22 protein-coding genes and 1 pseudogene are annotated in these 25,988 nt (G+C 70.9%); 12 read left to right on the plus strand and 11 right to left on the minus strand.

Going from position 1 to position 25,988, the window contains the following annotated elements:
- Window positions 1-2: 2 nt before the first annotated feature.
- Both ACWC1K_RS43000 and ACWC1K_RS43005 read left to right on the plus strand, forming a co-directional pair.
- Window positions 3-839 carry a carbohydrate ABC transporter permease gene (locus ACWC1K_RS43000; protein WP_450838850.1) on the plus strand — a complete coding sequence of 279 codons (837 nt, stop codon included), beginning with the start codon at window positions 3-5 and terminating at the stop codon, window positions 837-839.
- A 276-nt stretch (window positions 840-1,115) separates the two neighbouring features.
- Window positions 1,116-2,108, plus strand: a complete 993-nt coding sequence (locus ACWC1K_RS43005; RefSeq protein ID WP_450838851.1) for a phospholipase D-like domain-containing protein — start codon at window positions 1,116-1,118, stop codon at window positions 2,106-2,108.
- A gap of 18 nt (window positions 2,109-2,126) precedes the next feature.
- Here ACWC1K_RS43005 and ACWC1K_RS43010 read toward each other — a convergent pair.
- Window positions 2,127-2,408, minus strand: a pseudogene (locus ACWC1K_RS43010) (class I SAM-dependent methyltransferase); the annotation flags it as partial.
- 3 nt (window positions 2,409-2,411) lie between these two features.
- On the opposite strand from ACWC1K_RS43010, the gene ACWC1K_RS43015 reads away from it, so the two are divergent.
- A complete protein-coding gene (locus ACWC1K_RS43015; RefSeq protein WP_450838902.1) occupies window positions 2,412-2,552 on the plus strand; it encodes a hypothetical protein in 141 nt (46 codons plus the stop codon).
- A gap of 122 nt (window positions 2,553-2,674) precedes the next feature.
- Window positions 2,675-3,334, plus strand: coding sequence for a hypothetical protein (locus ACWC1K_RS43020; protein ID WP_450838852.1), 660 nt, complete (start codon window positions 2,675-2,677; stop codon window positions 3,332-3,334).
- Between the two features lie 39 nt (window positions 3,335-3,373).
- Here the strand turns inward: ACWC1K_RS43020 and ACWC1K_RS43025 are convergent, their stop codons facing one another.
- The 9 genes from ACWC1K_RS43025 to ACWC1K_RS43065 form a co-directional block, all read right to left on the minus strand.
- A complete protein-coding gene (locus ACWC1K_RS43025; RefSeq protein ID WP_450838854.1) occupies window positions 3,374-4,900 on the minus strand; it encodes an NCS1 family nucleobase:cation symporter-1 in 1,527 nt (508 codons plus the stop codon).
- A gap of 124 nt (window positions 4,901-5,024) precedes the next feature.
- On the minus strand, window positions 5,025-6,044 hold the full coding sequence (locus ACWC1K_RS43030) for a TIGR03842 family LLM class F420-dependent oxidoreductase (RefSeq protein ID WP_450838855.1): 1,020 nt from the start codon (window positions 6,042-6,044) through the stop codon (window positions 5,025-5,027).
- 11 nt (window positions 6,045-6,055) lie between these two features.
- Window positions 6,056-7,459 (minus strand): dihydropyrimidinase, encoded by a 1,404-nt coding sequence (gene hydA / locus ACWC1K_RS43035; protein WP_450838856.1) that lies wholly within the window; start codon window positions 7,457-7,459, stop codon window positions 6,056-6,058.
- Between the two features lie 94 nt (window positions 7,460-7,553).
- Window positions 7,554-8,396: a nitrilase-related carbon-nitrogen hydrolase gene (locus ACWC1K_RS43040; RefSeq protein ID WP_344397978.1), complete on the minus strand. Its 843-nt coding sequence runs from the start codon at window positions 8,394-8,396 to the stop codon at window positions 7,554-7,556.
- Window positions 8,397-8,551: 155 nt separating this feature from the next.
- Window positions 8,552-10,117, minus strand: a complete 1,566-nt coding sequence (locus tag ACWC1K_RS43045; protein WP_450838858.1) for a PucR family transcriptional regulator — start codon at window positions 10,115-10,117, stop codon at window positions 8,552-8,554.
- Window positions 10,118-10,141: 24 nt separating this feature from the next.
- Window positions 10,142-11,428, minus strand: coding sequence for an aspartate aminotransferase family protein (locus ACWC1K_RS43050; protein WP_450838860.1), 1,287 nt, complete (start codon window positions 11,426-11,428; stop codon window positions 10,142-10,144).
- Window positions 11,425-12,267 (minus strand): nitrilase-related carbon-nitrogen hydrolase, encoded by an 843-nt coding sequence (locus ACWC1K_RS43055; RefSeq protein WP_450693904.1) that lies wholly within the window; start codon window positions 12,265-12,267, stop codon window positions 11,425-11,427. The genes ACWC1K_RS43050 and ACWC1K_RS43055 overlap by 4 nt, the downstream gene beginning before the upstream one ends.
- Window positions 12,268-12,437: 170 nt before the next feature.
- Window positions 12,438-14,381, minus strand: coding sequence for a hypothetical protein (locus ACWC1K_RS43060; protein WP_450838862.1), 1,944 nt, complete (start codon window positions 14,379-14,381; stop codon window positions 12,438-12,440).
- A gap of 147 nt (window positions 14,382-14,528) precedes the next feature.
- Window positions 14,529-14,780: a helix-turn-helix domain-containing protein gene (locus ACWC1K_RS43065; RefSeq protein WP_030947047.1), complete on the minus strand. Its 252-nt coding sequence runs from the start codon at window positions 14,778-14,780 to the stop codon at window positions 14,529-14,531.
- A 32-nt stretch (window positions 14,781-14,812) separates the two neighbouring features.
- Between ACWC1K_RS43065 and map the strand changes: the two genes are divergently transcribed.
- The 7 genes from map to ACWC1K_RS43100 all read left to right on the plus strand — a co-directional run bounded on the left by map (window position 14,813) and on the right by ACWC1K_RS43100 (window position 23,193).
- Window positions 14,813-15,589 (plus strand): type I methionyl aminopeptidase, encoded by a 777-nt coding sequence (map, locus tag ACWC1K_RS43070; protein WP_450838864.1) that lies wholly within the window; start codon window positions 14,813-14,815, stop codon window positions 15,587-15,589.
- A 339-nt stretch (window positions 15,590-15,928) separates the two neighbouring features.
- Complete coding sequence (locus ACWC1K_RS43075) at window positions 15,929-16,039, plus strand: keywimysin-related RiPP (RefSeq protein ID WP_023549519.1); 111 nt, start codon at window positions 15,929-15,931, stop codon at window positions 16,037-16,039.
- Between the two features lie 25 nt (window positions 16,040-16,064).
- The gene (locus ACWC1K_RS43080) at window positions 16,065-17,909 is read left to right on the plus strand and encodes a lasso peptide isopeptide bond-forming cyclase (protein ID WP_450838865.1); all 1,845 of its coding nucleotides are present in this window, start codon (window positions 16,065-16,067) and stop codon (window positions 17,907-17,909) included.
- Window positions 17,910-17,933: 24 nt separating this feature from the next.
- Entirely contained in the window at window positions 17,934-18,188 is a 255-nt protein-coding gene (locus ACWC1K_RS43085) for a lasso peptide biosynthesis PqqD family chaperone (protein ID WP_351194052.1), read from the plus strand.
- Window positions 18,185-18,610, plus strand: coding sequence for a lasso peptide biosynthesis B2 protein (locus ACWC1K_RS43090; RefSeq protein ID WP_450838867.1), 426 nt, complete (start codon window positions 18,185-18,187; stop codon window positions 18,608-18,610). The genes ACWC1K_RS43085 and ACWC1K_RS43090 overlap by 4 nt, the downstream gene beginning before the upstream one ends.
- Before the next feature lie 8 nt (window positions 18,611-18,618).
- A complete protein-coding gene (locus ACWC1K_RS43095) occupies window positions 18,619-20,487 on the plus strand; it encodes an ABC transporter ATP-binding protein (protein WP_450838869.1) in 1,869 nt (622 codons plus the stop codon).
- Window positions 20,488-20,655: 168 nt separating this feature from the next.
- Window positions 20,656-23,193, plus strand: coding sequence for an ATP-dependent Clp protease ATP-binding subunit (locus tag ACWC1K_RS43100; RefSeq protein WP_450838871.1), 2,538 nt, complete (start codon window positions 20,656-20,658; stop codon window positions 23,191-23,193).
- Between the two features lie 82 nt (window positions 23,194-23,275).
- On the opposite strand, the gene ggt is transcribed toward ACWC1K_RS43100, so the two are convergent.
- A complete protein-coding gene (gene ggt, locus ACWC1K_RS43105; RefSeq protein WP_450838872.1) occupies window positions 23,276-25,084 on the minus strand; it encodes a gamma-glutamyltransferase in 1,809 nt (602 codons plus the stop codon).
- Window positions 25,085-25,227: 143 nt separating this feature from the next.
- Here ggt and ACWC1K_RS43110 point away from each other — a divergent pair, with 143 nt between their 5' ends.
- The gene (locus ACWC1K_RS43110; RefSeq protein WP_450838874.1) at window positions 25,228-25,986 is read left to right on the plus strand and encodes a hypothetical protein; all 759 of its coding nucleotides are present in this window, start codon (window positions 25,228-25,230) and stop codon (window positions 25,984-25,986) included.
- Window positions 25,987-25,988: the final 2 nt, after the last annotated feature.

A 25,988-nucleotide genomic window follows, 5' to 3' on the forward strand; every position in this document is an offset into this window, starting at 1 on the left:
TCATGACCAGCACACCCCTGCGCCGCTTCTTCGACTACGCCGTCCTCAGCGTCCTGGCGTTCGTCTTCGTCCTGCCGGTCCTCTACCTGGTCCTCGGCAGTTTCAAGCCGTCCGACCAGGTCCTGAACGGGCTGACCGGCTTCCTGCCCACCCATCTGTCCTTCGACAACTACCGCGCCGTACTGAACAGCTTCGACTCCGACGCCACCGGCTACTTCTGGCGCTTCATGGGCATCTCGCTGCTGGTGGCCACGGTCGTGGTGCTCGGCAACCTGATCGTCAACTCCACGGCCGCGTACGGCCTCACCCGACTGCGCTGGCGCGGCCAGCGTGCCGTCTTCACCCTCGTGCTGCTGCTGATGCTGGTGCCGTTCGAAGCGGTCGCCGTCCCGCTCTTCTACATGTTCAACGAGCAGCGCAACACCATCTACATCCAGGCCGTCCCCTTCATCGCCAACGCCTTCTCCATCTACCAGTTCGCCACGTTCTTCCGCGCGATCCCGCCCAGCATCGAGGAGGCCGCCCGTATCGACGGCGCCGGGCCCTGGCGCACCTTCTTCGCGATCATCGTCCCGATGTCGAAGCCGGTGTTCGCCTCGGTCGCGATCCTGACCTTCCTCACCCAGTGGGGTGCCTTCCTGTGGCCGGTCCTCATGATCTCCGACCCGTCGGTGCGCCCGCTGCCGCTGGAGATGAGCGTCTTCCAGGGCCAGATGCCCGTCGACTGGGGCCAGGTCCTCGCCTTCGGCGTCCTCCTCGTCCTGCCCGTCCTGATCGTCTTCGCGTTCTTCCAGCGCTGGTTCGTGCAGGGCGTGGCAAGCTCGGCCGTCAAGGGCTGAGTTGCCGGGTACGGGTCGCATGGCGTCCTGCGGGATCTCCTGCCGGCGACGCCATGCGCGCCGCATTCCCCCGCGGGCACCCTACGAAGATTTTGCGAACTCGCGGGGCCCGCATGAACCGCCTCCCACCTGCCTGGAGTCCCCTTTGTCCGCTCGTGCTCCGGGCCGGTAATCCCGTGTTCACCGACCTTCTCTTCCTGGGCGTTCTACGCGCGTGGTGTCATGCCCACGCTCACCCACCCCCCACGTGGGCATCAACTCGACCAGGAGTCACGCATGCTGTGGAAGGCCATCGGGCGCGCGGGTGTCGCCCTGGCGGCCGGCGCCGCCGTCGTCGCCACCGCCGTCCCCGCGAACGCCGCGAGCTACTCCGCGTTCGCCTTCTCCCGGAGCGGCAGCCAGCCGAACATCTACGACTTCATCGACTCGGCCACCACCTCCCTCGACATGACCATGTACGAGCTGGAGGACACCACGGCCGTCAACGACCTCATAGCGCTGAAGAACAAGGGCGTCACCGTGCGGGTGATCCTCGACCGCCAGCACAAGACGGCCAACAACTCGGCCTACACCGCCCTGACGAACGCGGGTGTGGGGGTGGTGTGGTCGTCGTCCGGCTTCGTCTACACCCACCAGAAGACGATCACGGCGGACGCCACCAAGTCGCTGGTCCTCACGGGCAATCTCACCTCGCAGTACTACGCGACCGGCCGCGACTACGGCGTCTTCACCGACGACACCCGTGACGTCGCCGCGATCGAGAAGGTCTTCAACGCCGACTACGCCGGCACCTCGATCACCCCGACCGACGGCGACCATCTGCTCTGGTCGCCCACCGACTCCCGCAACCGCCTGCTGTCCGTGGTCAACGCCGCCACCAAGACGCTCGACGTCGAGGAACTGGAGTTCAGCGACAGCACGGTGGTCGACGCCATCGCGGCGAGAGCGAAGGCGGGGGTGGCCGTGCGGGTGGTGCTGGAGAGTCCGTCCAGCTACTCCAGCGAGGTCTCCGAGATCGAGGCGGCGGGCGGCAAGGTGGTCGGCTACTCCGACCCCAACGGCTTCTACATCCACGCGAAGGCCATGGTCGCCGACTACGGCCTGTCCACCCAGGAGGTGGAGGCGGGCTCCATGAACATCAGCAGCAACTCCCTCTCCAACAACCGCGAGTTGGGCATCATCCTCACCGGAACCGGGGTGGCCCAGTCAGTGGCCACGACAGTCGAGACGACGTTCAACAGCGACTATGCGGGCGGCGCGGCGGCGTAGTGACATCGGGACACCTGCTCACGGCTGCCGCCTGCCCACCGTGAGCAGGTGTCCGCTCGCACCGAGGAGCGTCGGCTCCGACTCGATGCGACGGGGCGCCGCCGGCACGGCCTCGCGCCGCTCCGGGTCGTCCAGCCAGTCCTCCACACCGCCCATCAGCCAGGCGAGGCCCTCCAGGCCGTAGCAGCGCTCGTGCCGGAGCAGGTCGTGCAGCCCCGCGTAACGGTTGATGGTGGCCGCCACCACGGGCCCGCCCTGCCGCACCACCCGCCGCGCCTCGGCCAACGCCTTTACCCGTTCTTGATGTGGCCCCGGCCCCGCTCGGGCCCCGACCGCATCCGGGCGGTGCTCGTCGACTGGGAGAACGCCGAGGTCGAGCTGTATGACGGTGTCCGGCTCGTCACCGCCCGCCGACTGCGCCGGACGCCGACCGATGGTGACTGAACAGTAACCGCGCGGCCACGGAGCGAGTTGACACTTCCGTCTCACAGGGACTCATGTGAGACTGGCGCCCCGTCCGCAGTGCGGACCCCCTCCGCACACCGTCCCCCATCGAAAAGTGTGCCGTGCGCGATTTTCCTCTGCCGCTCGCCCTGACCGCGCGTCTGTCCCCGGTCGTCGTGCTGGCCGCGGCGGGCTGGGCGCTGACGTCCGGCCCCGCGGCGACGCCGACCGCAGAGCACAAGGACGCACCGAAGACCGGCAACCAGTCGGCCTCCGCGCCCTCCACGACCGCGCAGACCAAGACGTACGCCGCCGCCCCTGCACCCTGCGGCAGCGTGGCCGTGAAGACGCTCAAGTCCCTCGTACCGGGGGCCAAGACGGCGGGCAAGGAAATCCAGTCGACGGACACGAAACTGCGCCGCACCTGCTCCTGGAACGCGCTCAAGGGCTATGACTACCGGTGGCTCGACGTCTCCTTCGAGGTGATGAAGTCGGACGAAGCGGCACAGACCACCTATAAGCAGCGAATTACGGAGAAGGGTGGCGGAGGGGCGGTTCCCGGACTCGGTGACCAGGCCTACTCGATCGTCAACCTCACCACCGAGGACAAGCAGCAGACCCGCGAGGGCGTGGTGTTCGCCCAGGTCTCCAATGTGCTGGTGGTCGTCACGTACAACGGCAGCGACTTCGAGACGAAGAAGGCGCCCAGCACGGACGAGATCAACAAGGGTGCGATCAAGGCGTCGAGGGACGCCGTGACGGCCCTGAAGGGCAGCCAGTAGGACCGGCTGCCCTCCGCAGGCGCAGGCAGGAGCACGGGCTCAGACCTTGAGGCGGTCCCTTCCGCGCAGCAGCATCAGCACCACGTAGAGGACCATCGAAGTGCCGAGGCCGACCGCCCAGCCGTAGTCGGCGAGCGGCTCCAGCGCCGGAATGGGGCGGCCGTCGATCAGCGGCTTGAAGCTGGCGCCGCCGATCGCCAGGACACCGCCCGCCACGAAGGCGACGACGGCCCGCCAGTTCCAGCCTCCCTCGTACCAGTAGCGGCCGCCCGCGCGGTACAGGTCGACCAGGTCCAGCTTGCCGCGGCGCAGGATCCAGTAGTCGGCGATGAGAATGCCGGCGACCGTGCCGAGCAGTCCGCCGACCAGACCGAGCCAGGTGAAGATGTAGCCCTGCGGGTCGGAGTACAGCTTCCACGGGAAGATCAGCACGCCGATGACGCAGGTCGCGAGCGCACCGGCCCGGAAACTGACCTTCCGGGGCGCGATGTTGGAGAAGTCGAAGGCCGGCGAGACCAGGTTGGCCGCGATGTTCACGGACAGGGTCGCCACCAGCACGGTCACCAGTGCGTACAGCAGGCCGAAGACGTTGTCCGTCTTGGCGGCGAGCTGTACCGGGTCCCAGACCGCCTGCCCGTACACGGCCTGCGAACCGGAGGTGACCAGCACGGACAGCAGCGCGAAGAGCGTCATGGTGGTGGGCAGGCCGAGGGCCTGACCCCAGGTCTGCGCCTTCTGCGACTTTCCGTAGCGGGTGAAGTCCGGGATGTTCAGCGACAGCGTGGACCAGAAGCCGATCATGCCCATGAGGGACGGCCAGAACAGCTTCCAGAAGCCGCCGCCCCAGCCCAGCTTGGACGGCTGGTCGAGCAGCGGGCCGAAGCCGCCGGCCTTGTTGCTCATCCAGATCAGCATCACCAGCGCGCCGACGATGACGAAGGGCGCCGCCCAGTTCTCGAAGCGGCGGATCGTCTCCATGCCCCGGTAGATGATGGCCACCTGGATCACCCAGAAGATCGCGAACGACAGCCACATCGTCCAGGCGTAGCCGCCGACCTTCCCGGCGTCGGACCAGCCGTTGCCGATCAGCTTGCCGGCGAGGAAGTAGATCGCCTCACCGCCGATCCAGGTCTGGATGCCGAACCAGCCGCACGCCACCAGCGCCCGTACGACGGCCGGGAGGTTGGCGCCGCGGATGCCGAAGGAGGCGCGCGCGAAGACCGGGAAGGGGATGCCGTACTTCGGTCCCGCGTGCCCGGTGAGCAGCATCGGGATCAGCACGATCACATTGGCCAGGGCGATGGTGAGCACCGCCTGCTTCCAGTCCATGCCGACGGCGATCAGACCGGAGGCCAGGGTCCAGGAGGCCGTGTTGTGGGCCATGCCGACCCACAGGGCGGAGAAGTTGTACGTGGTCCAGGTGCGCTTCTCGACCGGGACCGGGAGCAGGTCCTCGTTGGCGTACGGGCCGCTGGGCTGCGGGGACCCGGGGGCGATCTCCACCCGCCCGTCGGCGAGGGTGACTTGGGCTGTCGGCGGTATGGCCGTGGGAGCGGTGTCGGTCATGGGCAGGCCAATCAATCAGGGGTGGGTCCGGAAAGGCCGTGCGGGTCTCCGGTCCCCTCCCCGGGGAGGTGGGGAGGGGAGAACTGGAGTGGGGGGATGGGGAGTTGAGCGGTGATGACGGTTCTCAGGCGTTGACGGCCGGGATGACCTGCGCGCCGTAGGCGTCGATCGTGGTCTCCTGCGCGTCGTGCATGTCGTAGACGGCGAACTGGTCGACGCCCAGCTCGCGCAGCGCGTTCAGCTTCTCGATGTGCTTCTCGACCGGGCCGATGATGCAGAACCGGTCGACGATCTCGTCGGGCACGAAGGCGGTGTCGGGGTTGTCGGCGCGCCCGTGGTGGGAGTAGTCGTACCCCTCACGTGCCTTGATGTAGTCGGTGAGTTCGTCGGGTACGGCCGCGGAGTGCTCGCCGTACTTCGACACCAGGTCGGCGACGTGGTTGCCGACCATGCCGCCGAACCAGCGGCACTGCTCGCGGGCGTGGGCGAGCGCCTCGGGCGAGTCGTCCTCGGTGACGTAGGCGGGGGCGGCGACGCAGATCTTGACGTCGGAGGGGTCCCGGCCTGCCGCGACCGCCGCGTCCTTGACCGCCTTCACCATGTACTCGGTGAGGTAGAGGTCGGCGAGCTGAAGGATGAAGCCGTCGGCCTCCTCGCCGGTCATCTTCAGCGCCTTGGGGCCGTACGCGGCCATCCAGACGGGGAGTTCGGCGTCCTCCTTGATCCAGGGGAACTTGATGACCGTACCGCCGAGGTCGGCCTCCTTGCCGGAGCCGAGCGCCCTGATCACCTTCATCGCCTCGCTGATCCGGGCGAGGGTGTTCGGGGTGCGGCCCGCGACACGCATCGCGGAGTCCCCGCGGCCGATGCCGCAGACGGTGCGGTTGCCGAACATGTCGTTGAGGGTGGCGAAGGTGGAGGCGGTGACCTCCCAGGTGCGGGTGCCCGGGTTGGTGACCATCGGGCCGACCGTCAGCTTCGTGGTGTTCGACAGGATCTGACTGTAGATCACGAACGGTTCCTGCCACAGCACGGCGGAGTCGAAGGTCCAGCCGTAGGTGAAGCCGTTGCGCTCGGCGCGCTTCATCAGGCTGACGACCTTCGAGGCCGGCGGGTCGGTCTGCAGGACAAGTCCGAAGTCCATGGGCGCCACTCCTAGTTGAGGTACTGACAGGTGGAGCGCGGGGTGTAGACGCCGTGCCCGGCGTGTCCGGTGTACTCCCGCTCGTTGATGACGACTTCGCCGCGCGAGAGGACCGTCTCGACCCGGCCGGTGGTGCGCTTGCCCTCGTAGGCCGAGTAGTCGACGTTCATGTGGTGCGTCTCGACGGACATGACCTGCTCGGCGTGCGGGTCGTAGATGACGACGTCGGCGTCGGCGCCGGGCGCGATCGTGCCCTTCTTCGGGTACATGCCGAACATGCGGGCCGGGGTGGCGCAGGCGATCTCGATCCAGCGGCGGCGGGAGATACGGCCCTCGACGACGGCCTGGTGGAGCAGGTCCATGCGGTTCTCGACGCCGGGGAGACCGTTGGGGATCTTGGAGAAGTCGCCCCGGCCGAGCTCCTTCTGGCCCACGAAGCAGAAGGGGCAGTGGTCGGTGGAGACCACCTGGAGGTCGTTGGTCCGCAGGCCCTGCCACAGCTTGGCCTGGTGCTCCTTGGGACGGAGCGGGGTGCTGCACACGTACTTCGAACCCTCGAAGTCCGGCTCGGCGAGGTTGTCGGTGGACAGGAACAGGTACTGCGGACAGGTCTCGCCGAAGACCGGGAGTCCCTCGTCACGGGCGCGTGCCAGCTCGGCCACTGCCTCCATGGCCGAGACGTGCACGACGTAGAGCGGGGCACCCGCGACCTGCGCGAGCTTGATGGCACGGTGGGTGGCCTCGGCCTCCAGCAGGGCCTTGCGGACCTCTCCGTGGTAGCGCGGGTCGGTCTCGCCGCGGGCCAGCGCCTGCTCGACCAGCACGTCGATCGCGATGCCGTTCTCGGCGTGCATCATGATCAGGCCGCCGTTCTCGGCGGAGCGCTGCATGGCGCGCAGGATCTGGCCGTCGTCGGAGTAGAAGACACCCGGGTAGGCCATGAACTGCTTGAAGGAGGTGACGCCTTCCTCGACGAGATGGTCCATCTCCTTGAGCGTCCCCTCGTTCACATCGGAGACGATCATGTGGAAGCCGTAGTCGATCGCGCAGTTGCCCTCCGCCTTGGCATGCCAGGCGTCGAGGCCCTCGCGCAGGGAGTGGCCGACGCTCTGCACGGCGAAGTCGACGATCGTGGTCGTACCGCCCCAGGCGGCCGCCCGGGTGCCGGTCTCGAAGGTGTCGGAGGCGAAGGTGCCGCCGAAGGGCAGTTCCATGTGGGTGTGGGCGTCGACGCCGCCCGGGATGACGTACTTGCCGGTGGCGTCTATGGTCCGCTCGGCGGTCCAGGCCTCCGCGGCGGGGGTGCCGGACGCGGCGAGGGCGGCGATGCGGCCGTCCTCGATCAGGACGTCGGCATGGAGTTCGTCGGACGCCGTGATGACCAGGCCACCACGGATGACGGTACGGCTGCTCATTCTCCCTCTCCTTATGAAGGACGGTGCTGAAAGCCCCTTGTGCCCCGCAGGCCCGATCCCCGTGCACCGGGCCCACTCAGGCTCACGGCGTCGGTCAGGGAGCGGTCAGCGGTGCGTACGCGTCGGGACGGCGGTCCCGGAAGAACTGCCAGCGGTCGCGGACCTCGCGGAGCTTGGCCAGGTCCAGGTCGCGCACGACGAGTTCGGTCTCCTTGTCGCTCGCCACCTCGCCCACGAACTGGGCTTCCGGGTCGACGAAGTACGTCGTCCCGTAGAAGTCGTTGTCGCCCAGCTCCTCGACACCGACCCGGTTGATGGCGCCGACGAAGTACTCGTTGGCGACGGCCGCCGCCGGCTGCTCCAGTTGCCAGAGGTAGGCGGACAGGCCGCGCGAGGTGGCCGACGGGTTGAAGACGATCTCCGCACCGGCCAGGCCCAACGCCCGCCAGCCCTCCGGGAAGTGGCGGTCGTAGCAGATGTAGACGCCGATCTTCCCGACCTTGGTGTCGAAGACGGGCCAGCCGAGATTGCCGGGGCGGAAGTAGAACTTCTCCCAGAATCCCGGGACCTGGGGGATGTGGTGCTTGCGGTACTTGCCGAGGTACGAGCCGTCCGCGTCGATCACCGCGGCCGTGTTGTAGAGGACGCCGGGCTGCTCCTCCTCGTACATCGGCAGGATCAGGACGATGCCCAGTTCCTTGGCGAGCGCCTGGAAGCGCTTGACGATCGGGCCGTCCGGGATCGCCTCCGCGTACTCGTAGAACGCCTTGTCCTGGACCTGGCAGAAGTAGGGCCCGTAGAACAGCTCCTGGAAGCACAGGACCTGAGCACCCTGCGCGGCCGCGTCCCGGGCCGCCTGCTCGTGTACCTGGATCATCGACTCCTTGTCGCCCGTCCACGCGGTCTGGAAGAGGGCGGCACGAATCACTCTGCTCATCGGGACCTCCGGTCGCTCGGTGTGCGAGAAGACTAGGAAGTCCGAAAACCGGCTTTGAGTTGCACGCTGTCACGTCTGCGGGCCTCGCGCGTGCCACGGTGTCACCCTCTTCCGAGCCCATGTTTCACCGCCGTTTTCCCAGGTCGTGGCATGTTTCAGCCCTGTTGCGCGTCGTGCGCGAGAAGCGCGATGTGCACCGAGGCGGCCTGCTCGAAGTCGTCGAGGTCCACCCCGAGACGGCCCTGTATGGCCTCAAGCCGGCGGTACAGGGCGGGCCGGGAGACATGGTGGAGCTGGGCGGTACGGGACTTGTTGCGACCGGTGGCGAGATAGGTGCGCAGCACGGACAGCAGGTCCTCGTCGGCCGAGCACAGCAGCCCGTCCAGCTCCCGTTCCGCGAACGACTGCACATGCGGATCGTCCCGCAGCAGCCGGATCAGACCTCGCAGGTGTACGTCCCTGAGGCGTACCACGGCCGGGAGGTCGAGGACGGCCGAGGAGTCCGCGACGGCGTCGGCGACATGCTGGGCCTCGCGCAGTCCGGCGGGCACGTCGTCCCAGGCGGTGCGCGGGTCGGCGGCGGCCACCACGGCTTTCGTGGATCCCGACTCCGTACGCAGCCTTGCCGCGAAGTGCACGGTGAGCGCCTCGGCGTCCTGGTCGCGGGCGAGGCTGAGCAGGACCGCGGTGGCCGCGTCGGCCAGCTCGGCGACGAGACCGGACATCCCCAACATCCGTAGGACTCGGTCGAGTTGGGCAGGCTCACCGTCCCGCACGACCAGTGGCACGAAGGTGCGCCGGTTGACCGGCAGCCCTGCGGCACGCGCACGTGGCAGCAGTTGCCTCGCCGGTACGACCCCGCTGACCAGGTCGGTGAGCAGGCTCTGCGCGGACTGCTCCTCCCAGGTGTGGGCCGAGTTGCCGCCGAGCATGCGGTGCAGGACGAGTGACTCGGCGGCCCGGTCGGCGAGCAGGCGTCCGGTGGCCGTGTCGCCTCGGTAGCCGCACAGCATGATCTGGCCCCAGCGTTCGCCGCGCCCTCCGAGTTCGGCGCGGATCCAGCCGTCGCCCTCGCTGCCGCCGGCCTGCCGGGCGATGCGCTCCCAGTCGCGCAGCACGTCGTCCACGGCGGGCCGCTCCCCCGCCGTGGCGAGGACGCGGTGGGCGAGGTTGGTGACGACGACCGGGCAGGCGCTGTGCTGGGCGATCTCGTCGAGGAGCCGTTGCAGCGGGGCGCCCGCGGTGATGAGCCCGGTGAGCGCCGTGCGGACGGACTCCGAAAGGCTCACGGCGGCGAACTTCCGCCGCACCAGCCGGGCCTGCACCTCCTCCGTCAGCTCCGCGAAGGGGAAGGGGCGGTGCAGGACGACCATCGGCAGTCCGCACCGCTCGGCGGCCCGGCGCATCACGTCCGGCGGGGAGGGGAAGGCCCGCCCGAGGCCGAGCACGACGGCCGCGGCCTCCGCGCGGTGCAGGGACTGGATGTACTCCGCCTGCTTCTCCTCGTCGCCGGCCAGCAGCACCCCCGTGGTGAGCACCATCTCGCCGCCGCTGAGCATGACGCCCACGTCGGGCGCCTCGGCGACATGCACCCAGCGCACCGGCCGGTCGAGCTGGGCGGCGCCCGCCACCACCTCGGGCTCGCCGGCGAGGACCCTTTCCAGGGCCAGTACCTGGCGCACCGACAGAGCCGGTTCGAAGGTCCCGAAGGTGGTGGTCATGGCGGTCGCCCCTTGCTCGGTGCACTACTGCGTAAGGCTCCTCAGAGCGCGTTCGAGGATCGCGGCGCCCTCCTCGGCCTCCGCGACCGTCAGGGACAGGGGCGGGGCGATGCGCAGGGCGCTGGTGTTGTGGCCGCCGCCCTTGCCGATGAGCAGCCCGTCCGCGCGGGTCGCTTCGAGGACGGCGGACGCGGCGTCCGGGTCGGCCTCGTCGGTCCCCGGCTTCACCAGCTCGACGCCGAGCATCAGGCCGCGGCCGCGCACCTCCCGTACGTGCGGGACCTGGGCTGCGACGGCCCGCAGGCGCTCGATGAGCAGCCCGCCGACGCGCCGGGCGTTGCCCTGCAGGTCGTGTTCCAGCAGATAGGTGAGGTTGGCGAGACCGGCCGCCATGGTGATCTGGGTGCCGCCGAAGGTGGAGATGCTGTTGGAGTCGAGGCAGTTCATGATCTCGGCGCGGGCGACGACCCCGCCGATGGAGCTGCCGTTGCCGATGCCCTTGGCGAAGGTGAGGATGTCCGGCGGGCCGCTCTGCCCGTGTGCCTGCCAGCCCCAGAAGTGGTCGCCGGTGCGGCCCCAGCCGGTCTGCACCTCGTCGGCGATCCACAGGATGCCGCGCTCGGCGAGGACCTCGCGGAAGGCCGCGTAGAGGCCGTCAGGACCGGAGGTGAAGCCGCCGACGCCCTGGATGGGCTCGGCGATCAGGGCAGCGGGCGGGCGGGTGTGGCCGAGGAGGTCCTTGAGGTCGTCGACGCAGGCCGCGATGAAGTCGTCGTCGCTGAGGGAGGCGTACGGGCCGCGGGTGCGGACGCCGCCGTGGACGTACAGCGTCTGCAGCGGGGACAGCGAGGTCGGGGACCAGCCGCGGTTGCCGGTGATGCCGACCGCGCTGAAGGAGCGGCCGTGGTAGCTGTTGCGCATCGCCAGGATCGTGTTGCTCTGCCGGTAGGTGGTGGCGAGCAGCAGGGCGGTGTCGTTGGCCTCGGTGCCGGAGGTGGTGAAGAAGACACGAGCGTCCGGGATGCCGCTCAACTGGGCGATGCGCTCGGCGAGTTCGACCATCGGCCGGTTGAGGTACAGGGTCGACGAGTGCAGGATCCGCCCGGCCTGCTCGCTGACCGCCTTGGTGACCTCGGGCAGGGCGTGCGCGGTCATCGTGGTGAGGATGCCGCCGAAGAAGTCGAGGTACTTGTTGCCGTCGGAGTCCCAGACGTGCCGGCCCTCGCCGTGCGTGATCTCCAGCGGGTCCTCGTAGTAGAGGGCGAGCCAGTCGGGCAGTACCGACCTGTGGCGGGCGTAGAGGTCGGTCACGGCTGCACCAGCCCTTCGTAGGCGTCGGGTCGTCGGTCACGGTAGAACGCCCATTGCTGCCGCACTTCCTCGATCAGGTCGAAGTCGAGGTCGCGGACGAGGAGTTCCTCGGTCTTGTCGCTCGCGGTGTCACCGACGAACTGGCCGCGCGGGTCGACGAAGTACGAGGTCCCGTAGAAGTCGTTGTCGCCGTACTCCTCGACGCCCACGCGGTTGATCGCGGCGACGAAGTACTCGTTGGCGACGGCCGCGGCGGGCTGCTCCAGCCGCCAGAGGTAGGAGGAGAGTCCGCGGTGGGTGGCGGAGGGGTTGTAGACCAACTGGGCGCCGTTGAGCCCGAGTTGACGCCAGCCTTCGGGGAAGTGGCGGTCGTAGCAGATGTAGACGCCCACCTTGCCGACGGCCGTGTCGAAGACGGGCCAGCCGACGTTGCCGGGCTTGAAGTAGTACTTCTCCCAGAAGCCCTTGACCTGCGGGATGTGGTGCTTGCGGTACTTGCCGAGGAAGGTGCCGTCGGCGTCGATCACGGCGGCGGTGTTGTAGTAGAAGCCGGACTGCTCGACCTCGAAGACCGGCACGACGATCACCATGCCCGTTTCGCGGGCGAGGTCCTGCATACGACTCACGGTCGGCCCCTCGGGCACCGCCTCGGCCCAGCGGTAGTGCTCGGGTTCCTGGACCTGGCAGAAGTAGGGAGCGTTGAAGACCTCCTGGAACCCGATGATCTTCGCACCCTGTCGGGCCGCCTCGCGGGCGTGCTCCTCGTGTTTCGCCACCATGGACTCGGTGTCGCCGGTCCAGGTGGCCTGGACCAGAGCGGCACGAACGACGTTGGCCATGAGCTGCTCCTTCGGCGGGTCGTCAGAGCCTCTACGCCCGTAGAACAGGCCGTAGAGGGATGAACGTAAGCCTCCGGGAGAGCCTTGCCAAGACCATCGCCGTTAACCCGCGGAGTCGATCACGTTTCGCACTCCGGTGGAGGAGCGCAGGGGCCGGTGGGCGGGGTGTGTCAGGCGGTGAAGCCGGCGACCCGGAGGGCGTGCACCAGATCCCAGTGTCGCTCCTCGGAGACGCCCCGCGCGGCCTCCAGCAGGAGCGGCACGAGAGCCCCGGGGTCGGGCTCGGCGCTGCGGGCCGCCTCCTCGGGGGTGCGGACGCGGACGTATGCGTCGAGCAGCGCGCGCACCTCGCGGTGGCGTCCCTCGCCGGACAGTCCCAGTACGGCCTGTCCGATCTCGGTGGCGGGCCGGGCGACGCCCTGCCGCAGGATCTGCTCGCCGTCCTCGCCACGCCCGGCCGCGACCAGGGCGTCCGCGGCGGCCACGAGCCGCTCGGCGGGCAGTGAGGCGGCCTCCCACAGCAGGGTCGCCCAGTCGGCGCCGAGCCCGGCGCGCTGCAGTGCCGCGGCGAGCAGCGGCAAGCGGGCGGCGGGCCAGTGGGCGGCGTCGACGAGCAGGGCGTGGGCCTCGCCGCTGCGCCCCTCGGCGCGCAGCCGCACCAGCTGCTCGACGGCCCCGGCGACCTCCCGCGGCCCCGCCGTGTCCAAGGGCTCGGCCGCCGGCTGCTGCGGCCGCTCCGCCACCTCGGCGGCCCCGGCGAACCGCGCTCCGCGCGGGGTGCGTCCGGCGGCCTTCGGAGTGGGCGGGGCGGGGGCGGCGGTCGGCGGCACGGCGACGGGGGCGGCCTCCTCCTCGGCCATCCCGGCAAACCGTGCACTGCCCCGACGACGCTTGCGCTGTTTGGGGGCGGGAGGTTCGGAGGCCTGGGGTTCAGGGGCGGGCTGTGCCTCGCCGGAGGGGTTGGCGTGCGCGTCGCCCTGCTGGGGCGGGCTCGGGAAGCCGCCGTCGGACGAGACAGGACGCGCCGCCTCGAACGGGCCACGGTGCTGTGCCGCACCGCGGAGACCGGACTCGAAAGAACCGGGCATCCCGTCTGCGGCACCTGCGCGCGGGCCCTGAGAACCGGAGTCCCGCACGCCGTGCCCCGCCCCCAGGGGCCCCCAGCCGTACGAGTCGTACGACCGCACCTCATAGGAGCCGCCCTGCTGCCCCTCCGGAACACCACGATCATGCGATCCGCCACGCGGCCCACCGGAGCCGTGCGAGCCCTGCGCCGCCCCCGCCGGACCGCGATCGTGCGGCTCGTACGGACGCGCCTCGGTGGAGGCAGCCGGCTCGTAGGGGTTGCTGCGGGCCCACGCGGGGCCGCCGCCGGGTGCGTCCGTGGGCTGGGGGCCGGCCGGGGTGGCGGCCTCGAACAGCCCTCGTTGCCCTTCTGCGGCGGCCGGGGTGTGCGGGCCGCGCTGGTGCGGGAAGTGGGTCCCGCCGGCGTCCGTCGGGGTGTCGGTCGGCAGGGGCTCGTCCGGGGTGAACTCCCTGTCGATGCGGTAGACCGCACCTTCCGCGATGCGGGCCCGGCGCATCGCCGCCGCCCGGCCGTCTGCCGTGCGGCTGTCCAAGTCGGCCATTCGGGCGCGGAGTTCGGCGCAGCGGGCGGTGGCCCGTTCGTGGTCGTCGCGGGCCCAGGCCAGGTCCAGGCGGAGGGCGTCGGCCTCCTGCCGGGTGGCGGCGGCGGCGAGCCTGCGCCCCAGTTCCGCCTGGCGTTCGGCGGCGTAGCGCTGCTCGCGGAGCATGACGTCGAGCCGGTCACCGAGGGCGTCCCGGCCGCCGGGCCGGGCGTCGTGGGCCGCGAGCGCTGCGCTGTGCAGCCCGCGGGCCCGTTCCCTCTCCTGGGCCGCGGCCCCCGCACCGTACTCCGCGGCGAGGTCCTGCAAAAGCGCCTCCACCACGTCCCAGGGCGGCACCTCACGTCCCTCGAGACAGTCCCGCATCCCGTCCGGGTCGCGCTGCCAGAAGACGGCGCACCAGCCGCCGCCCTGGTCAAGGCGCGCCAGCAGGCCATTCAGGTAGTTCACGAACTCCCGTACCCGGCCCGGGAGTTGATCCACAGCCATCGCCCAACTCCTGCCAGACCGGAGCACTCCGGTCCGTTAGACAACACGAGCCGCGTTACAGGAGCGCTACGAGAAGTTTTCCGACGGGACGCAGAGTACGCCCTTCCTGCCGGAACGTGACGTGCGCGGGGGTGGCTCCTACCGGACTCACACCGCGACCGGTGCGCAGGCCCCCGCGAGTTCGTCCATCGACAGGCCGAGCGCGCGGGCCAGCGCCGCGACGGTGAAGAAGGCCGGCGTCGGGGCTCGGCCCGTCTCGATCTTCCGCAGGGTCTCGGCGGAGATGCCGGCGTCCGCCGCGACGTCCGTCATGCTCCGTCCGCCGCGGGCCTCGCGGAGGAGCCGTCCGAGCCGCTCGCCGCGTTCACGTTCTTCGGGGGTGAGAGGGGTGCGCACCATGCCGTCATTCTAATACCGGTATAGTAATTGGCATGGTGGAGCTGAAGACAGACACATCGATCGACGCCATGTACGAGGCGGGGCAGGTGGTCGGACGTGCCCTGACGGCCGTACGAAAAGCCGCCGACGTGGGCGTTTCGCTGCTGGAGCTGGACGAGGTGGCTCGGGGGGTGCTGCGGGAGGCGGGGGCGTCCTCGCCGTTCCTCGGCTACCGCCCCTCCTTCGCACCCGTCCCCTTTCCTGCCGTCATCTGCGCGTCGGTGAACGACGCGATCGTGCACGGCATCCCGACCGGCTACCGGCTGCGCGACGGCGACCTGGTCTCCATCGACTGCGGCGCCGAACTGGGCGGCTGGGTCGGCGACTCGGCGATCAGTTTCGTGGTCGGCGAGCCGCGCCCGGCGGACGTACGGCTGATCGGGACGGCGGAGCGGGCACTCGCGGCGGCCATCGAGGCGGCCGTGGTCGGCAACCGCATCGGCGACATCGCGCACGCGATCGGCACGGTGTGCCGCGCGGCGGGCTACGGCATCCCGGACGGCTTCGGCGGACACGGCATCGGGCGCCGTATGCACGAGGACCCCGGGGTCCCGAACGAGGGCCGCCCGAGGCGGGGCCTGCCCCTGCGCCACGGCATGGCCCTCGCCATCGAGCCGATGCTCATCGCGGGCGGCCGGGACGACTACCACGCGGCGGCGGACGGCTGGACCCTGCGCACGAACGACGGCTCCCGCGCGGCCCATGTGGAGCACACGGTGGCGATCACGGAGGACGGCCCCCGGATCCTCACCGCCCGGGAAGCCCTCTGAGCGAGGCGTCCGGCAGCCCCGCCGACGCCGGAGGTGGTGCGTGCGGAGTGTGAGGCCGCGCGCCCCGGCGGCTCCCTTGCCGGATTCTGTGCGCGGTACGCGCCGGTCGGGGGGAGGCGCAGATGGGAACGTTTCTTCGCGCACGCATACGGCAAATCGCCAAGAGTCACGCCCGCTCGCGCCGGGCACGTGCGCCGACGTCAGGCCAGCGGCATCTGCCTTTTCATACCGTCATACTTTAGCGCTGCGACTTGCCCCGCCCTCCGGTTCCGCAGCTAGCTGGTGCTGCGCCCACTCCCCGTCCGGGGATCTGGGACACACCCGCAGTGAGGAGAAGTCATGAAGAAGGCATACGAAGCGCCGACGCTCGTCCGGCTCGGTACGTTCCGCAAGGAGACGGGGCTCCTTCAGCGCTCCGGCAACGACCGGCTGATCTTCAGCAAGAACTGACGGGCGACGGCACTGACCCGACGTCATGACTGAACTGCACGAAAGTGCGGGGACGGGCCCCGGCGACGCGGACTTCGCGGTCTTCACCGACCGTGCGGACGCGGCCGCCGTGGCCCGCTCCTTCGCCCGGCCCGGCTGCCGCACTCTCACCCACGAGTCGGGCCGGCCCTGGCTGGTCGGCCGCTGGCACGACGAGGACATGGTCACGGCGAGCGCCGGTGACGCCGCCCTCGCGGTCATCGGCTGCTGCCCCGTCGAGGCGGGCGAACTGCGGCGCAGGGCCGCACGGCTGAGGGACCTCGCGGAGCTCGACGCGCTGGCCCGCTCGCTCCCCGGCAGCTTCCATCTCGTCGCCGCCCTCGACGGGCAGGTCCGGGTGCAGGGCACCGCCTCGGGACTGCGGCTGGTCTTCCACGCGGAGATCGACGGCGTACGGGTGGCCGCCAGCCGCGCCGACACGCTCGCCGCCGTGCTCGGCCTCGACCCCGATCCGCAGGAGCTGGCCGTCCGGCTGCTGTGGCCGGCCCCCTACCCCCTGTTCGAGACCTCCCTGTGGCGCCCGGTCACCGCTGTGGCCCCGCAGGACGCCGTGATCGTCGCCGCGGACGGGCGCACCGTACGGCACACCCGGTGGTGGACGCCGCCGGAGCCGGTGCGGCCACTCGCCGAGGCGGCGTCCCTGATCCGGACGGCGCTGGAGGAGGCCGTGGGCGCGCGGACCCGGCAGGGCGGCGTGGTGAGCTGCGATCTGTCCGGCGGCCTGGACTCCACCTCCATCTGCTTCCTGGCCGACCGTTCCCCCGCCCACGTGGTGGCCAGTACCTGGCCGGGCCGCGATCCGGCGGACACCGACCTGCACTGGGCTCAGCGGGCCATGGCGCACCTCCCGGACGTCGAGCACGTGGTGTGGGACGCCGACGCCTCGCCGCTGGTCTACGAGGATCTGCTCGGCATCGACGACCTCCTCGACGAACCCACCATCGGCGTCATGGACCGCTCCCGGGTCCTGCACCACCTGCCGGGCCTCGCCGCACGCGGCAGCCGGTTGCACCTGACCGGAATCGGCGGCGACCACGTGGCATGGTGCTCCGACGCGTACTACCACCGGCTGCTGCGCACCCGTCCGCTGTTCGCCCTGCGCCAGTTGCGCGGGTACCGGGCGCTGTGGCAGTGGCCACTGGGCGACACGGCCCGCGCCCTCGCCGACTCCCGGCCGTACGGGAAGTGGCTCGCCGACGGAGCCGGCCGGCTGCGTGGCCCGTTGCCCTCGTCCGTCACGACGAGTCTCGGCTGGGGCATGGCCCCGCGCCTGTTCGACTGGGTGACCCCCGAGGCCGAGCGGATGGCTCGCCGGGCACTGCTCGACGCGGCGGCCACGGCCTCGCCGCTGCACCCGGACCGTGGACTGCACACCGACCTGGAGCAGATCCGCTCGTGCACCCGCGTCATCCGGCAGTGGGACCGGATGGCGGCGCGCGCGGGCCTGCCGATGGCCTCCCCCTTCTTCGACGACCACGTCATCGAGGCGTTTCTCGCCGTCCGTCCGAGCGAGCGCGTCACTCCCTGGCAGTACAAGCCCGTCCTGAGCGCCGCGATGCGCGGAATCGTGCCCGAAGACTGCCTGCGGCGGGCCAACAAGGCGACGGCCGCCATGGACGCCGCCAACGGACTGCGCCAGCACCGCGGCGACCTGCTGGCCCTGTGGGAGGGCTCACGGCTGGAGGCGCTGGGCCTGGTGGACGGCGCCGAGCTGCGCCGCCTCGCCCAGCGCCCGACCTCACCGGGCCTCTCCGACGCCATCCTCTACTCGACCATCGCCGCCGAGGTGTGGCTGCGGGGGCTGTCCCACAGCCGTGCCCGCACTCCCTGAGAACCCCGTCAGAAAGGCGAGCACATGCCCTTGCGGTTCGACGCGCACATCTCCACGGCCGAGACCGACTACGGCACCGTACTGCTGGACGAACGAGCCGGAACCTACTGGGAGTTGAACCCGACCGCCACCCTTGTGGTCCGTACCCTGCTCGACGGCGGCGAGGAGGCGGACGCGACTGCCGCACTGGTCCGCGAGTTCGACATCGACCGGGCACAGGCCCAGCGGGACGTGGAGGCGCTCGTCGGTCATCTGCGTGAGGCGGGACTGGCCTCATGACGACACCCAGCGCGCTGGAACGCCCCACCGGTGTGCCGCTCGGCCGCCGGCTGGCCGCCCGCCTGGTGCTGCTCCCCGCCGTGGGGCTCGCCCTGCTGCCGCCGCGCCGTATCCGCGCCGTCCTCGCATTCCTGCGCCGCGGGGCCGCGCCCGCCACCACCGCGCAGGCCCAGGACGCACGCGACGCCATGTGCGCCGCCAGCCTGCGCTGCGCCGGCCCGAAGGGGTGCCTGCCGCGCTCTCTGGGGGCCGCTCTGCTGTGCCGGATGAGGGGGACGTGGCCGACCTGGTGCACCGGAGTCCGCGTCGTCCCGCCCTTCACCGCGCATGCCTGGATCGAAGCGGAGGGCCACGCCGTGGGGGAGGGCCTGCCCGACGGCTATTTCGCCCGGCTGGTGGCCGTCGAGCCGGCGGACCGATGAGCGGCGGGGTGGCTGCGGACACCGGGCCGGCGGCGGGCAGCACGGTCGCGGACCACAGGTCCGACGAGGCCGCCGACGAGGACCGGTCGACCCGCGCGGCCGTGGCCACGCTGTACGGGCTCACCGCCGGGCACCGGACCGCCGCCGCCGTGGCCACCGCGCTGACGCTGGCCGGCTCCGCGCTGGGGCTCGCCCAGCCGCTGGTGGCCCGGCACGCCGTGGACGCGAGCGGCCGCGGCCAGGTCATCTGGCCTCTGCTGGCACTCCTCGGCGCACTGTTCCTCGCAGAGGCGGCGATCGGGTCGGCGGGGCGCTTCCTGCTGGAGCGGATGGGCGAGGGCGTCGTACGGCAGCTCCGGCTCGGCCTGGTGGGGCGGCTGCTCCGGCTGGAGATGCGGGAGTACGACCGCCACCGCAACGGCGACCTCATCTCCCGGGTCACCGCCGACACCACCCTGCTGCGCGAGGTCGTCTCGCAGGCCCTGGTCGACCTGGTGACCGGAAGCCTCGTCGCGGCCGGAGCGGTGATCCTCATGGCGTGGCTCGACCCGCTGCTGCTGCTTCTGGTCGCGCTCACCGTGGCCGTCGCCGCGGCCGTGGTCACCTCGCTGCTCCAGGGCCTGCGGAAAGCGTCCGAGCATATGCAGGACTCGGTCGGTGCCGTCGCCGCCGACCTGGAGCGGGCCCTGGGCGCCCTGCCCATGGTCCGGGTGCACCGCGCCGAGGACCGCGAGGCCGCCCGCATCGGGGGCCGGGTCCAGGAGGCCTACGACGCGGGGGTCCGCACGGCGAAGCTCGCCTCCGTCATGAGTCCCGCCGTCGAACTCGCCGTCCAGGGCTCCTTCCTCATCGTGCTCGTCGTCGGTGGCCTGCGCGTCAGCGGTCACGCCGGCTCTCTCGGGGATCTCGTCGCGTTCCTGCTGTACGCCTCGTATCTCGTCCTGCCGCTGTCCTGCGTTTTCCACGCGGTGGGTCTGGTCCAGCGCGGCATGGGCGCATACCGGCGCGTCGACCAGGCGCTGTGCCTCCCCGTGGAGCACACGGGGCCGCCGGTCGCGCAGGCGCGCCCCCGCCACCGGCCCGTACCGTCCGTGCCCGCCGACCGGCCCGCGCTGGCGCTGCACGACGTCCGGTTCGGCTACGACCCGGACCGTCCCGTGCTGTCCGGCGTGACCTTCGCCGTACCCCACCGCCGGCACGTCGCCCTGGTGGGCCCGTCGGGAGCCGGCAAGAGCACGGTCTTCGCGCTGGTGGCGGGGTTCTACGAACCGGACGCGGGAACCGTGCTGTTCGACGGGCGCCCCGCCGCCGAGCTCGGCCGCGACGCCTGCCGCCGGCGCATCGCCGTGGTGGACCAGAACACCCATGTCGTCCACGGCACCCTGCGGGAGAACATCACCTATGCCGACCCCGACGCCCCCGAGGCCGAGGTGCGGCGGGTCCTCGCGCTGGCCCGGCTGGAGGAACTCGTCGACCGGCTGCCCGGCGGCCTGGACGCCGTCATCGGCGAACGCGGCAGCACCCTCTCGGGCGGCGAACGCCAACGCGTCGCCCTGGCCCGCGCCCTGCTGGCCCGCCCTGCACTGCTCCTGCTGGACGAGCCCACCTCGCATCTCGACGCGATCAACGAAGCCGCGCTGACCACCGTGATGAAGGACATCGCCCAGGAATGCGCCCTGTTGGTCATCGCCCACCGCCTCTCCACCGTGCAGCACGCCGACCGCATCGTCGTGCTCCATGAGGGCCGCAGCGTCGCCGCCGGCGACCACGAGGAACTGCTCGCCCACAACCCCCTGTACCGCGACCTGGCCACAAGCCAGATGCTGCGCCCCGGCACACCGTCCACCGGCCGCGGGGGCCGTGGGACGAACGCCTGAGAAAGGCCTGCCGGGCGGGCGCTGGAGGTGCCCCGGGCCTGCCTTCGTGCGAAGGTGTTCTACGGGCGTGCGCCAGGGTGTAACCGGCTGCCACCCGGGTTACCCGACTGCGGCACGTCGATCAGCGAGGGCGTCCCGGGCCCCGCAGGGACGCCGGATGGGAAGGCCATGACCAGCGGCTTCAGCAGCCCCGAGGGCTACGACCCCTTCGGAGAATTCCTCGCCCGCTTCTTCGGCGGCCCGCGCCCGGGCCCCCGGCAGATCGACATAGGGAGGCTGCTCAGTCAGCCCGCCCGGGAACTGGTCCGTGGGGCCGCCCAGTACGCGGCCGAGCACGGCAGCCGTGACCTGGACACCCAGCATCTGCTGCGGGCCGCCCTGGCCAGCGAGCCGACCCGGAGTCTGCTCAGCCGGGCCGGCGCCGATCCCGACTCGCTGGCTTCGGAGATCGACGAGCGCTCCGGCCCGGTCCAGCACACGGCGGAGGAGGCGCCGCCGCCCACGTCGCTCTCCCTCACGCCGGCCGTCAAGCGGGCGCTGCTCGACGCCCACGACCTGGCGCGGGCCAGCGGCGCCGGTTACATCGGCCCCGAGCACGTGCTCAGCGCCCTGGCCGCGAACCCCGACTCGGCGGCCGGGCACATCCTCAACTCGGCCCGTTTCGCGCCCACCGGGCTGCCGCCCGAGGCGCCGGACGCCACCCAGACCCGTACCGAGCACGCGCGCGCCACCGGCACGCCCACCCTGGACAAGTACGGCCGCGACCTCACCGAGCTGGCCCGCGAGGGCCGTATCGACCCGGTGATCGGCCGGGAGGACGAGATCGAGCAGACCATCGAGGTGCTGTCGCGGCGCGGCAAGAACAACCCGGTGCTGATCGGTGACGCGGGCGTCGGCAAGACCGCCATCGTGGAGGGTCTCGCACAGCGCATCGCCGACGGCGACGTCCCCGACGTACTGATCGGGCGGCGGGTGGTCGCCCTGGACCTCACCGGTGTGGTCGCGGGCACCCGCTACCGCGGTGACTTCGAGGAGCGCCTCAACAACATCGTCGGCGAAATCCGCACCCACTCCGACCAGTTGATCGTCTTCATCGACGAGCTGCACACGGTGGTCGGCGCCGGCGGAGGCGGCGAGGGCGGGGCGATGGACGCCGGAAACATCCTCAAGCCGGCGCTGGCCCGCGGCGAACTCCACATCGTCGGCGCCACCACACTGGAGGAGTTCCGGCGGATCGAGAAGGACGCGGCGCTCGCCCGCCGCTTCCAGCCGATCCTGGTGCCCGAACCCTCCGTACCGGACACGATCGAGATCCTGCGCGGTCTGCGCGACCGCTACGAGGCCCACCACCAGGTCCGCTACACCGACGAGGCCCTGGTGGCCGCCGTGGAGCTGTCCGACCGCTATCTCACCGACCGCCGCCTGCCCGACAAGGCCATCGACCTCATCGACCAGGCCGGCGCGCGGGTACGGCTGCGGGCCCGGACGAAGGGCACCGACGTACGAGCCCTGGAGCGCGAGGTCGAGCAGCTGACCTGCGACAAGGACCAGGCGGTCGCCGACGAGCAGTACGAGCAGGCGACCCAGCTGCGCGACCGGATCGTCGAGTTGAAGAAGCGCATCGCGGACACCACGGGCGGTGACGAGGCCGACGAGGGACAGCTGGAGGTGACGGCCGAGGCGATCGCCGAGGTGGTGTCCCGGCAGACGGGCATCCCGGTCGCCAGCCTCACCCAGGAGGAGAAGGAGAAGCTGCTCGGCCTGGAGGAGCACCTCCACAAGCGGGTCGTCGGTCAGGAGGAGGCCGTCGCCGTGGTCGCCGAGGCCGTCATGCGCTCCCGCGCCGGACTCGCCAGCCCCGACCGGCCGATCGGCAGCTTCCTCTTCCTCGGCCCGACCGGCGTCGGCAAGACGGAACTGGCCCGCGCCCTCGCGGAGGCCCTCTTCGGCAGCGAGGAACGCATGGTCCGCCTGGACATGAGCGAGTACCAGGAACGCCACACTGTCAGCCGCCTGGTCGGCGCCCCGCCCGGCTATGTGGGCCACGAGGAGGCGGGCCAGCTCACCGAGGTCGTCCGCCGCCACCCGTACTCGCTCCTGCTGCTCGACGAGGTGGAGAAGGCGCACCCGGACGTCTTCAACATCCTGCTCCAGGTCCTCGACGACGGCCGTCTCACCGACTCCCAGGGCCGCACCGTCGACTTCACCAACACCGTCATCGTGATGACCAGCAACCTGGGCTCCGAGGCGATCACCCGGCGCGGCGCCGGCATCGGCTTCGGGGCGGGCGGTGCCGACGCCGACGAGGAGGCGCGGCGCGAACAGATCCTGCGTCCGCTGCGCGAGCACTTCCGCCCCGAGTTCCTCAACCGCATCGACGAGATCGTCGTCTTCCGCCAGCTCACCGGTGACCAACTGCGGCAGATCACCGACCTGCTGCTGGAGAAGACCCGCCGCCTGCTGCAGGCGCAGGGCGTCACGGTCGAGTTCACGGACCCCGCCGTCGACTGGCTCGCCGAACGCGGCTACGAGCCCGAATACGGCGCCCGCCCCCTGCGCCGCACCATCCAGCGCGAGGTCGACAACCAGCTGTCGCGACTGCTGCTGGACGGCCGGGTCGGGGAGGGCGGCCGCGTGACGGTGGATGTCGAGGACGGGCGACTGGCTTTCCGGACGGAGGACCTGCCCATCGCCCCCGAGTTGTGACGCGCCCTGAAGGGGCGCGGGGCAGTATCGATATGCGGCTCCGCCGCGTGCGCGCGACCAGCCCCCACGCACCCGCGGACGACTATGGCGCGGGATACACCACCATCGCCGAGCCCCCGCCCCGCCGTACCTTCTCAGCGGCCGCCAGCCACTCCCCGTTGGCCAACCGCTGCACACCCGTAGCCGCCCCGATCTCGGGGTTCAACTTGAACGAGTGCCCGATGGCCTCCAGCCGCGCCCGCAGGGACCCCGCACTGGTGTCGTTGTACAGCGCGGGCTCCAGCTCCGTCTGCGCGGCATTCCGCTGACTGGCCCGCGGCGCCGCGATCGCGTCGACCAGCGGCAGATGACGGTCGAGGAACTCGGTCAGCACCTGGAGCACGGTGGTGATGATCGTCGCCCCACCGGGCGAACCGAGCGCCACCACCGGCTTGTTGTGCTTGTCGAGCACGATCGTCGGCGAGATCGACGACCGCGGCCGCTTGCCCGGCCCCGGCAGGTTCGGGTCGTGCACCGCCGGGTTCGCCGGAGTGAAGGAGAAGTCGGTCAGCTCGTTGTTGAGGATGAACCCACGCCCGGGCACGGTGATCGCACTGCCGCCCGTCTGCTCGATGGTCAGCGTGTAGGAGACGACGTTGCCCCACTTGTCGGCCACGGTCAGGTGCGTGGTGTTCTCCCCCTCGTACGTCGTCGGGGCCGCCGTGCCTCCGGAGGCACACGCCGCCGGGTGGCGCGGGTCCCCCGGCGCCACCGGGCTGGTCAGCACCGCGTCGTCCTTGATGAGGCACGCCCGCGAGTCGGCGTACTTCTGCGAGAGCAGTTCCTTCGTCGGTACGTCCTCGAAGGCCGGGTCGCCCACCCAGCGCCCGCGGTCCGCGAACGCGATCCGGCCGGCCTCGATGTAGTGGTGCAGGTACTGGACCTCGCTCGCCTTCGAAAGGTCCGTCTTCTCAAGGATGTTGAGGGCTTCGCCTACCGTCGTGCCACCGGAGGAGGAGGGCGCGATGGAGTAGACGCCGAGTCCGCGGTACGAGGTCTTGGTGGGCGCCTGGGGCTTGGCGCGGTAGGCAGCCAGGTCCTTGTCGGACAGCTTGCCGGGGCGGGCGTTCCATCCTGAAGCCGGGTCCACCGGCGGGTGGTTCACCGTGCGGACGATGTCGTCGCCGAGGTCGCCGTGGTAGATCGCACCGACGCCCTTCTTGCCCAACTCCTCGTAGGTCTTGGCAAGTTCGGGGTTCTTGAAGGTGGAGCCGACCACCGGGAGCTGCCCGCCCGGCAGGAACAGCTTGGCCGTGTCCGGGAAGTAGCGGAACCGGGTCTCGTTGGAGGCGGTCTGCGAGCGGAAGGTGTCGTCGACGGTGAAGCCGTCGCGGGCGATCCGCTCGGCGGGCCCCAGCACCGTGCCGAGTCTTCTGCTGCCCCAGTGGTCGAGCGCGGTCTGCCAGGTGGCGGGCGTGCCCGGAGTGCCGACGCTCAGTCCGCTGCTGACGGCGTCGGCGAAGGCGAGGGGTTTGCCGTTCTCCACGAAGAGGTTGGAGTCGGCGGTCAGCGGCGCGGTCTCGCGGCCGTCGATCGTGTGCACCGTACGGGACTTGGCGTCGTAGTAGACGAAGTAGCCGCCTCCGCCGATGCCCGAGGAATAGGGCTCGGTGACGCCGAGCGCGGCCGCGGTGGCGACGGCCGCGTCGACCGCGTTGCCGCCCTTCTTCAGGACCTCGATGCCGGCGGCGGAGGCGTCCGCGTCGACGCTGGCGACGGCGCCGCCGTAGCCGACGGCGACGGGCACCTTCTGCGGTGTCGTGGCGGCGGTCGGCGGTGCTGCCGCCCCCACCGACACCACGGCGGCCGAGACCGCCAGGACCGAGAGTTTCCGCGCGACAGGGCGACGCATCCGTACCTCCAGTCAGGGACGTCCGCGCAGCGTAACCGTATCCTCCTGGGCCCCAACACCCCCATTCCGGCAGCTGTCATACGAATGCCATGGATCGAACACCGGTACGTACCAGCCATGTCGGCCCGCTAGCATGCGCGCCCATGAATGACGACGTGCGCAACATCGTCCTGGGCGTGGTCGCGGCGGGCATCAGTGCCGCGCTCGGCTGGCTGGCCCGTACCTATCTGTGGAAGCGGAAGCTCCGCCGCAAGCAGGCGTTCTTCGGGCTGCCCGACCACTCCGAGTCGCTGCTCGTCGTCAACCGCGACGCCGGCAGCCCCGATCTCGCGGTGCACCGCTACGACGTGTTCGCGCTCCTTGAACTCGCCGCCCTCATCAAGGACTGCGGCGCGCACGCCGAGGTGATCACCCAGGACGCGGCCCGGCAGGGCTTCGGCGAGCGGACCGAGTTCTGTGTCGGAGGGCCGGGCTCGAACCGGCGCATGGCGGCCCACCTGCACGCCATGCTGCCCGGAGTGCGGGTGAACACCGACCCGGAGCCGGGCCCGGACCGGCTGGCCTTCCAGATCGGCAGCGAGCGCTACCGCATGGAGAAGGGCCTGTCCGAATACGTGCTGCTGGCACGGCTGACGGCGGGACAGCCCGGCCTGAGCCGCCCCGTCTTCCTGTTCAGCGGCCAGACCGCGATCACCAACCAGGCCGCGACCCGCTACCTCGCCCGCAACCACGAGCGACTGGCCCGCAAGTACGGCAACAACACGTTCGTCCTGCTGCTGAAGGTGGTCAACTCACAGGCGTACGGCCCGGACGTCGCCGAGCTCGTCGCGGACGTGACCCGCGCGGCACAGGCACCCCTGCCGACGCCCGCCGCTCCCCGCAACTCCCACCGCGCCTCCTGAAT

It is taken from the genome of Streptomyces sp. NPDC001492 (assembly GCF_053597275.1).